The 13,593-nt window shown below is 64.7% G+C and carries 15 protein-coding genes and 1 pseudogene; 7 read left to right on the forward strand and 9 right to left on the reverse strand.

The window, feature by feature from the left end; translation table 11 throughout:
* Positions 1-41 precede the first annotated feature (41 nt).
* The gene (locus B7G53_RS07150; protein ID WP_096665720.1) at positions 42-509 is read right to left on the reverse strand and encodes a (2Fe-2S)-binding protein; all 468 of its coding nucleotides are present in this window, start codon (positions 507-509) and stop codon (positions 42-44) included.
* Between the two features lie 245 nt (positions 510-754).
* Here B7G53_RS07150 and B7G53_RS07155 point away from each other — a divergent pair, with 245 nt between their 5' ends.
* Positions 755-1,897 (forward strand): sigma-54-dependent Fis family transcriptional regulator, encoded by a 1,143-nt coding sequence (locus B7G53_RS07155; protein WP_096665723.1) that lies wholly within the window; start codon positions 755-757, stop codon positions 1,895-1,897.
* Here the strand turns inward: B7G53_RS07155 and B7G53_RS07160 are convergent, their stop codons facing one another.
* The 4 genes from B7G53_RS07160 to queG all read right to left on the reverse strand — a co-directional run bounded on the left by B7G53_RS07160 (position 1,898) and on the right by queG (position 4,628).
* Positions 1,898-2,380, reverse strand: coding sequence for a copper chaperone PCu(A)C (locus tag B7G53_RS07160; RefSeq protein ID WP_096665726.1), 483 nt, complete (start codon positions 2,378-2,380; stop codon positions 1,898-1,900).
* 46 nt (positions 2,381-2,426) lie between these two features.
* The gene (locus B7G53_RS07165; RefSeq protein WP_096665729.1) at positions 2,427-2,975 is read right to left on the reverse strand and encodes a YcnI family copper-binding membrane protein; all 549 of its coding nucleotides are present in this window, start codon (positions 2,973-2,975) and stop codon (positions 2,427-2,429) included.
* Positions 2,976-3,055: 80 nt separating this feature from the next.
* Complete coding sequence (locus B7G53_RS07170) at positions 3,056-3,433, reverse strand: DUF2946 family protein (RefSeq protein WP_096665732.1); 378 nt, start codon at positions 3,431-3,433, stop codon at positions 3,056-3,058.
* 124 nt (positions 3,434-3,557) lie between these two features.
* On the reverse strand, positions 3,558-4,628 hold the full coding sequence (gene queG / locus B7G53_RS07175; protein WP_441338969.1) for a tRNA epoxyqueuosine(34) reductase QueG: 1,071 nt from the start codon (positions 4,626-4,628) through the stop codon (positions 3,558-3,560).
* Positions 4,629-4,643: 15 nt separating this feature from the next.
* Between queG and tsaE the strand changes: the two genes are divergently transcribed.
* The 3 genes from tsaE to B7G53_RS07190 all read left to right on the forward strand — a co-directional run bounded on the left by tsaE (position 4,644) and on the right by B7G53_RS07190 (position 6,913).
* Complete coding sequence (gene tsaE, locus B7G53_RS07180) at positions 4,644-5,153, forward strand: tRNA (adenosine(37)-N6)-threonylcarbamoyltransferase complex ATPase subunit type 1 TsaE (protein ID WP_096666028.1); 510 nt, start codon at positions 4,644-4,646, stop codon at positions 5,151-5,153.
* Complete coding sequence (locus tag B7G53_RS07185; RefSeq protein ID WP_096665735.1) at positions 5,150-6,544, forward strand: N-acetylmuramoyl-L-alanine amidase; 1,395 nt, start codon at positions 5,150-5,152, stop codon at positions 6,542-6,544. The genes tsaE and B7G53_RS07185 overlap by 4 nt, the downstream gene beginning before the upstream one ends.
* 150 nt (positions 6,545-6,694) lie before the next feature.
* Positions 6,695-6,913, forward strand: a complete 219-nt coding sequence (locus tag B7G53_RS07190) for a glycine zipper domain-containing protein (protein ID WP_096666034.1) — start codon at positions 6,695-6,697, stop codon at positions 6,911-6,913.
* Between the two features lie 247 nt (positions 6,914-7,160).
* On the opposite strand, the pseudogene B7G53_RS23415 reads toward B7G53_RS07190, so the two are convergent.
* The 4 genes and pseudogenes from B7G53_RS23415 to B7G53_RS07210 all read right to left on the reverse strand — a co-directional run.
* Positions 7,161-7,280 (reverse strand): annotated as a pseudogene (locus B7G53_RS23415) (IS481 family transposase); the annotation flags it as partial.
* A gap of 199 nt (positions 7,281-7,479) precedes the next feature.
* Complete coding sequence (locus B7G53_RS07200; protein ID WP_096665740.1) at positions 7,480-7,968, reverse strand: aromatic-ring-hydroxylating dioxygenase subunit beta; 489 nt, start codon at positions 7,966-7,968, stop codon at positions 7,480-7,482.
* Positions 7,965-9,284, reverse strand: coding sequence for an aromatic ring-hydroxylating dioxygenase subunit alpha (locus B7G53_RS07205; protein ID WP_096665743.1), 1,320 nt, complete (start codon positions 9,282-9,284; stop codon positions 7,965-7,967). Before B7G53_RS07205 ends, B7G53_RS07200 begins: the two co-directional genes overlap by 4 nt.
* A 127-nt stretch (positions 9,285-9,411) precedes the next feature.
* On the reverse strand, positions 9,412-10,413 hold the full coding sequence (locus B7G53_RS07210) for a carbohydrate kinase family protein (protein ID WP_176491310.1): 1,002 nt from the start codon (positions 10,411-10,413) through the stop codon (positions 9,412-9,414).
* Positions 10,414-10,560: 147 nt separating this feature from the next.
* On the opposite strand from B7G53_RS07210, the gene B7G53_RS07215 reads away from it, so the two are divergent.
* From B7G53_RS07215 to B7G53_RS07225, 3 genes are all read left to right on the forward strand, one after another.
* Positions 10,561-11,550: a substrate-binding domain-containing protein gene (locus B7G53_RS07215; RefSeq protein WP_096665748.1), complete on the forward strand. Its 990-nt coding sequence runs from the start codon at positions 10,561-10,563 to the stop codon at positions 11,548-11,550.
* Between the two features lie 85 nt (positions 11,551-11,635).
* Complete coding sequence (locus tag B7G53_RS07220; RefSeq protein WP_096665751.1) at positions 11,636-12,592, forward strand: ABC transporter permease; 957 nt, start codon at positions 11,636-11,638, stop codon at positions 12,590-12,592.
* Entirely contained in the window at positions 12,592-13,401 is an 810-nt protein-coding gene (locus B7G53_RS07225; protein ID WP_096665754.1) for an ATP-binding cassette domain-containing protein, read from the forward strand. Before B7G53_RS07220 ends, B7G53_RS07225 begins: the two co-directional genes overlap by 1 nt.
* Positions 13,402-13,593 lie beyond the last annotated feature (192 nt).

Below are 13,593 nucleotides of genomic sequence, written 5' to 3' on the forward strand. Positions count from 1 at the left end.
CGCCCGATGGCGGCACCGGAAAAAAGGGTCAGCGCAGCGGTTCAGGTCGCCATGGCGGCAGCGCCCTGCTGCACCGCCTTGACGATGTTCTGGTAACCGGTGCAGCGGCAGATGTTGCCCTCAAGCAGTTCGCGGATTTCGCCCTCGCTGGCCTTGGGATGGTGCTTGCACAGGTCCACCGCGCTCATGACCATGCCGGTGGTGCAGAAGCCGCATTGCAGGCCGTGGCATTCCTTGAAAGCCGCCTGCATCGGGTGCATGGTGCCGTCGGCGGCCGCCAGGCCTTCGATGGTGGTGATCTCGCTGCCCTCGGCCTGGGCGGCCAGGATGTTGCAGGACTTCACGGCGCGGCCGTTCATGATGACCGTGCAGGCGCCGCACTGGGCGGTGTCGCAGCCGACATGGGTGCCGGTCATCTTGAGCTGCTCGCGCAGCACCTGCACCAGCAGGGTGTTGGGCGGGGTTTCAACGCTTTTGGCTTTTCCGTTGACTTTGAATTGAACTTGCATGGGCTTGTCTCCAGTGGGCTGTTTTTGTTGACGGGTTTGGCGACGGACGAAACAACAGTCATTGTTGAATTGGCGACCCTACGGGGGCCTAGGTTAAACCCTAGGAGCTTGCCAAAGCCCGGTTAAATTCTCAAAATGAAACAGTTGGTGACCGGCCGCCAGCGCGTAGCCACGAGGTCTGCTACGCTGCAGCCACCGCGGGCATCCTCCCGCAGACAGCCGCCTTTCACGGGCATTGACCACCCATGCTGACCGTCCTGCCGACCTCCTCCGAACAGCGCCTGCAGCAGATCGCGCAAGCGCGCCAGGCCGTGCTGCGGGACGGCCGGAGCCTGCCCGGCCTGCTCGCCGAATCGTGGATAGAACGCTCCTGGCAGCGCTGCCTGGCCAGCGGCAAAAGGCCCGAACAGGAAGTCAGTTTTGACGTCCTGTCGCCGCAGGCGCTGCGCCGCACCGAGGAAGCCAACCACGTGCTGGTGCAGGCGGCACGCCCGGTGCTCGAAAAGCTGGGCGCGGCGATTGCCAGCACGCGCTACTTCGCCATCCTGACCAACGCGCAGGGCGTGGTGGTTGACGTCAACGGCGCCATCGACCGGCGCGACCGGCGCGCCGACCTGATCACGCGCATCGGCGTGGACCTGTCCGAACAAAGTGTGGGCACCACCGCCATTGGCGCGGCGCTGACCGAGCTGCAACCGGTCTGGCTGCACCGCGGCGAGCATTTTTTCAACGCCAACTCGGCCTACAGCTGCGCCGGCGCGCCGCTGTTCGGACCGGACGGCCGCTGCGCCGGCATGCTGGACCTGACCGGTGTGGACGCGGTCGAGCGCCCCGAGCTCAAACACCTGGTGGTGCAGTCGGCGCGCAGCATCGAAAACGCCCTGATCCAGAGCCGGCCGCACGATCTGCTGATCCGGCTGAACTGGTCCAGCCACAGCCTGGGAGAAGACAGCGATGGGCTGGTCAGCCTGGACCCGGACGGCTGGGTCAGCGGCGCCAACCCGGCGGCGCGGCAGATGGTGCCGGCGCTGCAGGCCGGCAGCCCGGCGGCTGTCCATTGCAGCGAGCTGTTTGCCCTGCCCTACGAGATGCTGTTTGATGCCGCCCGGAGCGACGCCGCGGGCAGCCCCCAAGCCATGGAGGTGCCCCTGTGGTCGGGACTGCGCCTGCACGCGCTGCCGCTGTTGCGGGGCCGCGCGGCCGCACCGGGGTGGTTCAGCGGCCGGGCGGCACCGGCGCCGGCGCCGGCCATTCCGCTCAAGGACGTCGAAACAGCGCTGATCCGCAAGGCGGTCAACGAAGCCCGCGGCAACGTCATGAAAGCGGCCCGGGCACTCGGCATCAGCCGCGCCACCGTCTACCGCCGCCTGGGCGGCAAAGCCAAATAATCAGTGCTTGTGGTCCATGGCAGCGGGCTTGCCCGATGCCGGCATGGCCGCACCCGGCGCCGCGGCGGCCACCGGCAGCTTCAGTTCCACCTTGCTTTCCTGCCCTTTGGCGTCCCGCAGTGTCAGCGTGAGCGGCACCGTGCCGCCCGGAGGCAGGGCCTGTTTCAGCGCCATCAGCATCACGTGGTAACCGCCGGGCTTGAGCGCCACGGTTTTGCCGGCGGGCAAGTCCAGCGCAGGGACGGCGCGCATGCGCATGACGTCGTTGTCCATCTTCATCTCATGGACTTCCGCCACACCGGCCACCGGGGACGACACGCCCACCAGCTTCGCGCCGTCTCTGGCCGTGAGGCTCATGAAGGCGCCGGTGCCCGACTGGCCGGGCACGGCGGCCCGCACCCAGGCGTCCTTCACGTCCACAGTCTGGGCGTACACCAGGCCGGCGGAAAGTGCCCACAGGGCGGCAATAACTTTTGTTTTCATGAATCGCTTTCGTTAAAAAAAATGAGGATGCGTCGAAAAAAAGAGGTCAGTGGTGCTGCTGTCCGGCCCCATCAGGCCGCACATCCAGCAGGACGGCTGGTGATGTCAGGCCCTGGGTTGAGGTGCCGGTGGCCGGCAGTTCTGACCAGTCGTTGCGGCCTGACTCGCAGGTCTGCAGTACCTTGAACCAGAGCGGGCCCGTCTGGGCGGGCAACTTGCCGCGCAGCACAAACTCGTCGTAATGGGCATCGGCCAGCGCCGCTTCCCGGTTGGCCGCACGCCAGCTGACCAGCGTCACGTCATCGGTCACGGTTTTGCCATGGCTGATGTAGGGTGCTGCCAGCTTGTCGACCCGGGTTGCCACGGTCCAGCCGGCCTTGGGCATGGGCCGGGCGCCCTGAAAGCCCGGCGGCAAACGCACCTCCAGCCCAGTGGTGGCCGAGCCCGCGCAACCGTGGCTGACACCGAACACCGCCCTGTAGTTGCTACCGGCCGGGGCCTGCCCCTCGGCCAGGGAAATATGGGAGAAAACAGGTGCAGCGCCCGCCATGCCTGCGCACAGCGCTACCGTTTTGATAGTTGATAAAAATTTCATGGGAACCACAGATTGAAATGAACACAAGCGCGCGGGCGGTCAGGCCCACACGCAGGAAACCTCCTCAGAGGCGTTTCAGTTCAAAGTGCAGGCGGGCCGCGGCTGAAGGGCAGCCCCGGCGACGACGCCGAGCGGACGGCATCCTGAAAGACGGCAACCATCGCGGGGATGGGCGCAGGGAACGCGCCGGCCTGGTACGGCGGCGGCAAACCAGGACCGGTCGAGCCGCAGAGGTCGCAATGCGCAGCAGCCGGTGAAGATTCGTCACCGCCCGACAGGTCCCCGGCGGCCGTAGCCGATGCGCCGCTGGCCACGGTGCACAGCCCCCCCAGCTTGCCGGTACGCACGTCCTCGGCCAGCATGGACACGGGCGCCAGCAGCGCCGAGAAGACGGCCAGAAACCCCAGCCACGCGGCGAAGCGGGCCCACAGCGGGCGACAGGACGGGGTGTTGGACACAGCGGGATTATAAGGACCGCCGCTGGCGGGGTTTTGCCGGCGGGGCTGGACTGCGTGGCTTGGCCGCGCCTATACTGCTACAAAATAAATAGCTGAATGCGCCCGCCCGTCAAGGGCCGGATGCCTATTTTATGGACAACTCACGGAGAGGCGCCTGATCCAGCGCCCATGCCACATGTTCCCTGACCACCTCGCTGCCATGTTCGCGCCGCGCCAGCAAGGCGCTGCGCAGGCGGTCGTCCGCACCGGCGCGCAGGGCATTGCCGAGCGCCACGGCGATATTGCGCAGCCAGCGCTCATGGCCGATACGGCGGATGGCGCTGCCTTCGGTGTAGCGCAGGAACTCTTCTTCGGTCCAGGCAAACAGCGTCGTCAGCTGCTGGCCAGTCAGGCCCTGGCGCTCGTCGAAGTCGGGCAAGGCACTGCGCTGCGCAAACTTGTTCCAGGGGCAGACCAGCTGGCAATCGTCGCAGCCGTAGATGCGGTTGGCGATCAGCGGCCGCAACTCCAGCGGAATCGGGCCCGCATGTTCAATCGTCAGGTAAGAGATGCAACGCCGTGCATCAAGCTTGTGCGGCGCCACAATGGCCTGCGTCGGGCAGATGCTGATGCAGGCGCTGCAGCTGCCGCAATGCTCCGTCACGGGTTCGCTGGGCGGCAGGGCCAGATCGACATAGATCTCGCCGAGAAAAAACATGGAGCCGGCCTCGCGGTTGAGCAGCAGCGTGTGTTTGCCGCGCCAGCCCTGGCCGCTGCGCGCAGCCAGTTCGGCCTCGAGCACTGGCGCCGAGTCGGTGAACACGCGGTGGCCCAGCGCGTGCACCTCGGCCTCGATGCGCTCGCTGAGTTTTTGCAGGCGCGCCCGCATGATCTTGTGATAATCGCGTCCCCGTGCATACACCGACACGATGGCTTCACCGGGCCGCTGCAGGCGCGCCAGCTCCGCCGCCTGCCACTGGCCCGGCTGCGTGGGCGTGGCTGCCGGCAGGTAATCCATGCGCGCGGTGATCACGCTGACCGTGCCGGGCACGAGTTCTGCCGGCCGCGCCCGCTTGAGGCCGTGCGCCGCCATGTAATTCATGTCACCATGAAAGCCCGCCGCCAGCCAAGCCGAGAGCCCCGGTTCCGCCGATGACAGGTCCACACCCGCAATGCCAATTTGCGAAAATCCAAGCTCGCGCGCCCATGTCTGAATTTGAGAAACGAATTGATGGCTATTGAAGATCACCGACACATTGTAAAAAGGATGGCCTGGGACAGCGAGGCCCAGACCCAGGCCTTTGCCGAAGCCCTGGCCGGGAAACTGCGCGCCAGTGCCACCGGCGCCAACGCGCTGATCCAGCTGCATGGTGACCTGGGGGCTGGCAAAACCACGCTGGCCCGGCATCTGCTCAAGGCCCTGGGCGTGACCGGCCGCGTCAAAAGCCCGACCTATGCGGTGGTGGAACCCTACAGCGTGGCCGACCCGGCCGCAGCGGACGGCATGCTGGCCATCTGGCATTTTGATTTTTTCCGCTTCAACGATCCCGATGAGTGGGAAGAAGCCGGTTTTCGCGACATCTTCGCCAGCCCCGGACTGAAACTCGTCGAGTGGCCTGAAAAAGCCGGTAGCCACCTGCCGCCGGCGGATCTGGACATTCACATCGAGATGCTGGCCAGCGAGACGCGCGCCGTCACGCTCACCGCCCACACGGACGCCGGCGCGGCGCTGCTGCCATGACCAGTAAACCCTCCTCCACCCTCAGCCGGCGCAGCGCGCTGCAGATGGGCAGCCTGGTCCTGCTGCTGGGCATGCAGCAGATCGCCCGCGGCGCGACGATTCTGGCGGTGCGGGTCTGGCCGGCCAAGGACTACAGCCGCGTCACCATCGAGTCCGACACGGGCTTGAAAACCAAGACCTACTTCATTGCCGAGCCGCCGCGCCTGGCGGTGGACATCGAAGGCATCGACCTGATCCCGGCGCTGCGCGAGTTGGTGGCCAAGGTCAAGCCCGACGACCCGAACATCTCCGGCATCCGTGTCGGGCAAAACGCACCGGGCGTGGTGCGCCTGGTCATCGACCTCAAGCAGCACATGCTGCCGCAGGTGTTCACCTTGCCGCCGGTGGCGGCTTACCAGCACCGGCTGGTGTTCGACCTGTACCCGACCCAGGTGCTGGACCCGCTGGAAGCCCTGATTGCCGAGCGGCTCAAGGACAAGCCGGATCAGGGTGCCGCGTCCGATGCCATCGGCGACCTGCTGGCGCGGCAAACGCCCCGTCCCGCGGCCGGCAAGCCGGCGCCCCCCTCCGCAGCGCCGACAGCGGGTGCGGACAAGGACCGGGCGACCAGCGCCAACCCGCCCGTCGCCCAGGCGCCGTCCGACGGCGCGGATGCGGGTGCGGCCGGCCGCAACAAGACCGACCGCCTCATCATCGTGGCGCTGGACCCCGGCCACGGCGGCGAAGACCCGGGCGCCATCGGCCCCGGCGGCACGCGCGAGAAAGACGTGGTGCTGCAGATCGCCCTGCGCCTGCGCGAGCGCATCAACAAGATCCCGAACATGCGCGCCTTCCTCACGCGGGATGCCGACTTTTTTGTGCCTCTGCACGTGCGTGTGCAAAAGGCCCGCCGCGTACAGGCCGACCTGTTCATCAGCATCCATGCCGATGCCTTCTTCACGCCCAGGCCGCAGGGGGCCAGCGTGTTTGCGCTCAGCGAAAAAGGCGCGACCAGCAGCTCGGCGCGCTGGATGGCTGACAAGGAAAACTCCGCCGACCTGGTGGGCGGCGTCAACGTGAAGGTCAAGGACGCGCAGGTGCAACGCGCCCTGTTCGACATGAGCACGACCGCGCAGATCAACGACAGCCTCAAGCTCGGCGGCGCCATGCTCGGCGAGATCGGCAGCGTTGGCAAGCTGCACAAGCCGCGTGTCGAGCAGGCCGGTTTTGCCGTGCTGAAGGCGCCCGACATTCCCAGCGTGCTGGTGGAAACCGCCTTCATCAGCAACCCCGACGAAGAGGCCAAGCTGCGCAGCGAGGCCTACCAGGTGCAACTGGCAGACGCGTTGATGCGCGGCATCGGCAGCTACTTTGCCAAAAACCCGCCACTGGCGCGCAACCGTCCGCTGTAAGCCAACGGGTTCCGCAGCAGGCCGACAGGCAGGTTGGTCCCTCTCCTACAGAGGCAAAAAGACGTCGAACCTAAAGTGGAGAAACAGGCAACAGTAAACCCCCATGCACGCATGTGGAGTGCCTGCATCAACATGCGAAAGGTGGACATCATGAAAAAGCTATGGATAGCCGCAGCAGCGTCGCTGATCACCCTGGCCGGCTGCGGAACCAACCCGACGAATGCGCAGATTGGCACGGCGACCGGCGCTGTCATCGGCGGCGCAGCCGGCAATGCGCTGGGTGGCGGCACACTGGGCACCGTGGGTGGCGCGGCGGCCGGCGCAGTGATCGGCAATGAAATCGGCAAACGCCAGGACCAGAAGCGCTAAGACGGTTCAGATAGCCACTGAGCAGAGATCTGGCATCACGCTGCGGCTGTGGTCCGTTACTGACAGTAGGCGTAACTCCCCACTCCCACCCCTATCCCCTGCCCTCGCCCCGCAGGGCGATGGAGGGGGACTTCATTTGGCCGCGTGTGCTGCGCCCGCGTGCAAACATGACGGTCTGCTGAATCCGACCTGACGCGCTTCGCGCGTCAGGTCTCCCCGTATCTGCATCCGCTCCCGTTTTCTTCCCCCACCCGTAGGGCTGGGCCGAGGAGCGCCGGCACAGCTCGCGACGGTTGGCGCCGTCTTTCGTCGCCAGTGCAACAAATTCCTGTTTCAGACTCATGGTGTCTTGTGCTTTCCAAGGCATGGTGACCCTCCGGCAAATTCTCCGGAAAGTGTCAACCATGTCCCCGCACACCTGTCACCTATGTCCCCGGTCTATACAGCGTCGCAAAAGAAAAGTGAGTTGCCGCCGGGCAACCCCCGGCTTGCTGGCAAACCCCAGCGCAGGAGGGAAAGGCGGCTTCGACAGGCTTGAAACCAAGCGGCAAGGTGCCGCTGGCAAATCAAACCGGATAAATCAGCGAGTTGAGAATCATCTCGCTGTCATACACACACAGACGGCGCCTGAACTTCAGGCCCTCGCCAGTCCGCACGATCTCGTCGACATAACGCCCCACGTTGTAGACCTCGCTGACACCCGCCGGCCGGGTGCGGAACACCGCGTAGTTCGCCTGCGCCGTGATGACATCGCCATCAACCGACAAGACCTGCGCCGCGGCGACGACATGCCGCATGTAGTAGGGCCCGTGGTAAATCGTCTGCGTGATGCCATAGACGCGGTCTTTCATCATGCCGCGGCTTTCCAGGTCCATCAGCGCCAGCGGCAGGCCGCGGTCGAAATTCTCGCGCGCCTGCACGGTGTAGCGTCCGTCCTCGAGAAAAAACTCCGGCCAGACATCGAAACGTTTCTCGTCCAGCACGGCCGCATAAGCCGCGTTGAGCTGGTCGATCTCGAACTGAAGCCCCAGCCGTTCCAGCGTCACACTGCTCATGGCGTCGCCTCCGTCATCACTTTCTTCCAGTAGGCATACATGCTGCGGATCAGCGTCTCGGTCACCATGTGTTCGGTCGCTTCGGTGCCGGTACCGCCCAGTTCGCACAGGGTCGAACGCCCTTCCCCGCCCTGGCGGAAACCGTCCTGGCTGAACTCGATGACCTCGCCGTCGTCGGCACTGACAAAACCGGCCGGCCCGAACAGGTTGGCCTGGCGCAGGCGGCGCCGCGTCATCTCGGGCGTGTCGTCGGCAAAACCGAAATGTGTCCAGACAAAATCAAACTCGCCCTCGCCGCGCGGCACGATGTGGCGTGTGCTCAGCGAGTTGACCTGCTGCTGGATGATAAGGCTGGGAAACAGCGTGATCATGGTCACGGTCGGCGTGATGTCGGTGCCAGGATTGGCGGGATCATCGACCTTCCACCAGGCTTCCGGCACCACGTCGAGCAGGCGGTCGTCGTGCAGCGCCATGCTGGCCTTGAAGGAGGTCACGCCTTCGGTCACGGCGGCGTTCTGCCCGCCCTCGTTGCGCCGCGAGATCATCACCGCGTGGCGGCCGTGTTCGTCCATCACCATGCGGCTTTTCTGGTCAGCGCGCCAGAGGCCGAAGGTGACAAACCAGGTGTGCAGCAAACCGGGGTGGTAAGGGTCCTTGATGTTTTCCATCATCAGCTTCCAGTTGCCCGGGATGCGCTGGCGGTTGTAGCCCAGCAAGGTGAGTTGCCGGCCCTTAAAGATGCGGTCCAGCCAGGGCATCACCTTGGGGCCCAGGTAATCTTGCAGCGGCTCGGTCGCCTCGCTGAAGGTCGCAAACACCAGGCCGTGCAGCACCGCCACGCGAAGCTTGGTCAGGCCGTGGTCTTTCAGCTCAAAACCTTCGGGCATGCCGCCATTGATGCAGTCGCCCTCCTTGACACCATCCTTGAAGGGCAGTCCGGCGAGGTCGCCGTTGAGCTTGTAAGTCCACTGGTGGTAGGGGCAGACAAAACTGCGGGCATTGCCCTGCCCGTTCTGGCAGAAACGCACGCCACGGTGGGCGCAGCGGTTTTCCACCACGCGGATGCCGTGGTCGGTGCCGCGGTCCTTGGGGGCCACGCGGTCGCGCACCATCACGACCTGGCGTTCGCCCACATGACTGAGCTTGAAATCGCCGAGGTTCGGGATCTCGACTTCGAGCCCGACGTAACACCAGTGCGGGCCGTAAAAAATCTTCTCGAGCTCGCGCTGGTAAAGCTGCGCGTCGGTGTAAGCCCAGAAGGGCACGCGGCTGGAGCCGGGTCCGCTCCAGCGTGACAGGGTTTGAGGTGCGTTCATCTGAATGTCTCCGGGCCCTGCAGCGCACCGGCGCACAGGATTTCGGACAGATAATACGCTCACTTACTATCTCTGAACTATCTCTGACTTCTTCCCGGGTTTTTCAGTGCGGCACCGTCCGCGGCCGTCAGTCAACCACGCAGGGCGCCTGTTCAACCCTGGCCTGCACTTCCGCCCCTGTCGGAGGCACACAGCCGCGCCGCATGACACACAAGCTGGCACTGGCCACCGCACGGACCAGCAAGTTGCGCCCCGCGGCATCGTCCGACAGCGCCAGCAGGGCGCCAGTCCCGGTCACACCGCTTTTACGCGCGAGCAAGGCGGCCATGAAGCCGGCAAGGAAACAGTCGCCTGCGCCCACGGTATCCATCACCGCCAATGGTCGGGGTTCGCGGGCGCGCCACTGCCGGCCATCGCGCGTCAACAGACAGGCCCCCTGCCGCCCCAGGGTCAGCACCAGCAAACCGGCACCGCTCGCCTGCAGCAGGTGCTGCGCCCGCGCAAACACATCGGCACCAGGTATCTCCAGGTTTTCCAGGTCTTCATCGCTGACCTTGACCACGTCTGCCTGCTGCAGCGCGGCGTGCACGTTGCGCCTGTAGGCCTGCAGGTCCGGCATGACCGACGGCCGCAGGTTGGCATCCACCACCACCACGCTGCCGGCCTGATGCTGGGCGCGCAGCCATGGCAAATAGCGACCGGCATCCCCGGGCGCGAGGGCCAGGGCGCCGGTGTACACCATCTCCAGCGCGGGAACGCGATGGCACGACTGGATCAGGCTGTCCGCCGTGACCGCACGGTCCGCCACATCCTGCCGGTAAAAAACGTAGTCGGGATGGCCTGCGTCATCCAGTCCCACCACGGCCAGTGAAGTGCTTTGTGCCACGGGCTGTGGACAGGCCAGCCGCACACCATCAGCGATCAGCGCGGCGGCCAGCCGGCGGCCAAAGCGATCGCGCGACAGTGGGTTGAGGTACAGGGTGTTGACGCCCTGCCGTGCCAGCGCGCGCGACAGATTGAAAACAGCACCCCCCGGGCAAGGTTCATAACGTCCGTCCGATTGAACAATCAGGTCAATCAGCGCTTCACCAGCGGTTGCAACCTGCACCACCTGCTCAGGGTTTTCCATGATCTCAGGGTAATCCATAACTAAAACAACTTGATTTAATAATTCAAGCGCCACTATAGTTCACCAGCGCCCATCACTCATGGGTACTTTCCCGCGAACCCAGCGCCTGCCGGGCCTGGAATGTCGATTCAACAAGGAGACCATTTGATGAAAAAGACCACCACCCTCTTGGCACTGTCCAGCTTCGCGCTGGTCGCCACATCGGCCTTTGCGGCGGGCGAGCCTGTGATCGGCCTGATTACCAAAACCGACACCAATCCCTTCTTCGTGAAAATGAAGGAAGGCGCTGAAGCCGAGGCCAAAAAACTCGGCGCCAAACTGCTGACCGCCTCCGGCAAATCCGACGGCGATACCGCGGCCCAGATCACCGCCCTGGAAAACATGGCTGCCGGCGGCGCCAAGACCATTCTGATCACCGCCAGCGGCGACGCCATCAGCCCTACCGTCAAAAAGCTCCAGGCCAAAGGCGTGCAGGTGATTGCACTGGACAGCCCTTTTGAGGGCGCTGATGCCCTGTTCGCTACCGACAACTACAAAGCCGGGGTCTTGATTGGCCAGTATGCCAAGGCGGCCATGGCCGGCAAACCCGCCAGGATTGCAACGCTTGACCTGTTTCCTGGTCACCCGGTGGGGGCGCAGCGTCACAACGGATTCATGAAGGGTTTCGGCTTGCCCGCGGCAGACGCGACATCCAACGAGCTGTCCAAAGACCCCGCCGTGGTCTGCATGGCCGATGGTTTTGGTGACCGGGCCAAGAGCCAGACGGCCATGGAAAACTGCCTGCAGAAAAATCCCGACATCAATGTGGTCTACACCATCAACGAACCCGCTGCCGCGGGTGCGTTCAACGCCTTGAAAAAGGCCGGCAAGGAAAAAGGCGTGACCATTCTCTCGGTCGATGGCGGTTGCCAGGGTATCAAGGATGCCGCGGCCGGCGTCATCACCGCGACGTCGCAGCAATACCCCCTGACCATGGCGGCACTGGGCGTGGCGGCGGGCGTCAGTTACGCCAAGGGCGGCAAAAAAGCTTCGGGTTACACCGACACCGGCGTGACCCTGATCTCGGCCAAAGCCCTCCCGGGTGTAGACAGCAAAGACATCAAGACGGGCATGGACCTTTGCTGGGGTGCGAAGTGATCGGCCAGATGCTTGCCGGCTGTCGTCCCGGACCGGACCCGGTGCGGGATGACAAAATCATTTTTTTCATCCTGGGCTCTTCCCGATGAACCTGTCTTCGCGCCACATCCCCTGGGGGGCCCTCGGCCCCTGGCTGGCCCTGCTGGCCACCTGCATCTTTTTCACCACCCAGTCAGACCGCTTTCTGACCGGTGAAAACCTGTCGCTGGTGCTGCAGCAGGTGATGGTTGTCGGCGTGCTGGCCATTGGTCAGACCCTGATCATCCTGACGGCCGGCATCGACCTGTCCTGCGGCATGGTGATGGCACTGGGCGGCATGGTGATGACCAAGTTCGCCGTGAATTACGGCATCAACCCCTACCTGGCCATCGCCTGCGGCCTGGCGGTCACGACCGGCTTCGGCCTCGTCAATGGCTTGCTGGTCACCCGCATCAAATTGCCTCCTTTCATCGTGACGCTGGGTACGCTGAACATCGCATTTGCGCTCACCCAGATCTACTCCAACGCGCAGATCGTTTCCAACCTCCCGACGGAATTGACCACGCTGGGCAACACCTTCAACCTGGGCAGCACCGAAGTCAGCCTGGGAACCGTCGCCATGATCGGGCTGTACCTGCTGGCGTGGTTTGTCTTGCGGGACACCGCGCCGGGCCGACACCTGTATGCCGTGGGCAACAACGCCGAAGCCGCTCGGCTGACCGGCATCCGGGTCGATCGCGTGCTGGTGGCCGTCTATGCGCTGGCCGGTCTTTTTTACGGCATTGCCGCGCTCCTGTCGGTGGCGCGCACCGGCGTCGGCGACCCGAATGCCGGGCAAACCGAAAACCTGGATGCCATCACCGCCGTGGTGCTGGGCGGCACCAGTCTGTTTGGAGGTCGTGGCATCATCCTGGGCACACTCGTCGGCGCGGTGATTGTGGGCGTGTTCCGCAACGGCCTGACGCTGATGGGCGTTGCCTCCGTCTACCAGACACTGATTACCGGCATTCTGGTGATTCTGGCAGTCGCGGCCGACCAGATGTCGCGCAAAGGGCCTCGCTGATGAACACCCCAACGCCTCTCCACACTCCCGCACCTTTGGTCATGCAGGCCAAAGGACTGGTCAAGCGCTACGGCCAGGTCACTGCGCTGGACGGTACCGACTTCGAGTTGCGCGCCGGTGAAATCCTGGCCGTGATCGGTGACAACGGCGCCGGCAAATCCTCGCTGATCAAAGCTTTGTCGGGCGCCACCGTGCCCGACGAAGGCGAGCTGCTGCTTGACGGCAAGCCGATGCGCTTCAAGTCACCCATCGATGCGCGCCGCGCCGGGATCGAAACCGTCTACCAGGACCTGGCCGTAGCCCCTGCCATGAGCATTGCGGAGAACCTGTTCCTGGGCCGCGAACTCATCAAGCCCGGCCCCCTGGGCCGGTGGCTGCGCCTGCTCGACAAGAAAAAGATGCTGGAACAGGCCATTGCCCGCATGCAGGAGCTCAAGGTCGGGATTCGTTCGATGACGCAGGCCGTGGAAACACTCTCCGGCGGCCAGCGCCAGTGCGTGGCCGTGGCACGCGCCGCTGCCTTTGCACAGCATGTGGTGATCATGGACGAGCCCACGGCCGCACTGGGCGTGAAAGAGGGAAACATGGTGCTGGAGCTGATTCGCCGGGTGCGCGACAAGGGCCTGCCCGTCATTTTGATCAGCCACAACATGCCGCATGTGTTTGAAATCGCCGACCGCATTCACATCCAGCGCCTGGGCCGCCGTGTGGCGGTCGTCAACCCCCGGACCATCAGCATGAGCGACACCGTGGCCGTGATGACGGGCGCCAAGACGGCCGAAGAACTGCCGGAGTCCGCGCTTGCTTGACTTATTGGCCCCCACGCTTGTCACTGCGTGTACTGCGCGAGGCCTTGCAGGCCGCCGCTCGCCAGAGGCCTCGCTTCTGTCGTCTGTCCAAACCTGCTCAAGCAGGTTTGGAGCCGCAGACTCCAGCCCCTCGGGGGCGCTGCGCCTGCGGCCCGGCGAAGCCGGTTCCGCGGCCCCGGCTGGTAAAGAGGA

The organism is Polaromonas sp. AET17H-212 (genome assembly GCF_002379085.1).
Lineage (GTDB): Bacteria > Pseudomonadota > Gammaproteobacteria > Burkholderiales > Burkholderiaceae_C > Polaromonas.

Excerpts from the sequence above, each read along its gene's own strand:
- B7G53_RS07220 (WP_096665751.1), top strand. The coding sequence starts at position 11,636 with ATGAACCTGTCTTCGCGCCACATCCCCTGGGGGGCCCTCGGCCCCTGG.
- B7G53_RS07200 (WP_096665740.1), bottom strand. The coding sequence starts at position 7,968 with ATGAGCAGTGTGACGCTGGAACGGCTGGGGCTTCAGTTCGAGATCGAC.
- B7G53_RS07215 (WP_096665748.1), top strand. The coding sequence starts at position 10,561 with ATGAAAAAGACCACCACCCTCTTGGCACTGTCCAGCTTCGCGCTGGTC.
- B7G53_RS07155 (WP_096665723.1), top strand. The coding sequence starts at position 755 with ATGCTGACCGTCCTGCCGACCTCCTCCGAACAGCGCCTGCAGCAGATC.
- B7G53_RS07225 (WP_096665754.1), top strand. The coding sequence starts at position 12,592 with ATGAACACCCCAACGCCTCTCCACACTCCCGCACCTTTGGTCATGCAG.
- B7G53_RS07205 (WP_096665743.1), bottom strand. The coding sequence starts at position 9,284 with ATGAACGCACCTCAAACCCTGTCACGCTGGAGCGGACCCGGCTCCAGC.
- tsaE (WP_096666028.1), top strand. The coding sequence starts at position 4,644 with ATGGCTATTGAAGATCACCGACACATTGTAAAAAGGATGGCCTGGGAC.
- B7G53_RS07165 (WP_096665729.1), bottom strand. The coding sequence starts at position 2,975 with ATGAAATTTTTATCAACTATCAAAACGGTAGCGCTGTGCGCAGGCATG.
- B7G53_RS07150 (WP_096665720.1), bottom strand. The coding sequence starts at position 509 with ATGCAAGTTCAATTCAAAGTCAACGGAAAAGCCAAAAGCGTTGAAACC.
- B7G53_RS07190 (WP_096666034.1), top strand. The coding sequence starts at position 6,695 with ATGAAAAAGCTATGGATAGCCGCAGCAGCGTCGCTGATCACCCTGGCC.
- B7G53_RS07185 (WP_096665735.1), top strand. The coding sequence starts at position 5,150 with ATGACCAGTAAACCCTCCTCCACCCTCAGCCGGCGCAGCGCGCTGCAG.
- B7G53_RS07160 (WP_096665726.1), bottom strand. The coding sequence starts at position 2,380 with ATGAAAACAAAAGTTATTGCCGCCCTGTGGGCACTTTCCGCCGGCCTG.
- B7G53_RS07210 (WP_176491310.1), bottom strand. The coding sequence starts at position 10,413 with ATGGAAAACCCTGAGCAGGTGGTGCAGGTTGCAACCGCTGGTGAAGCG.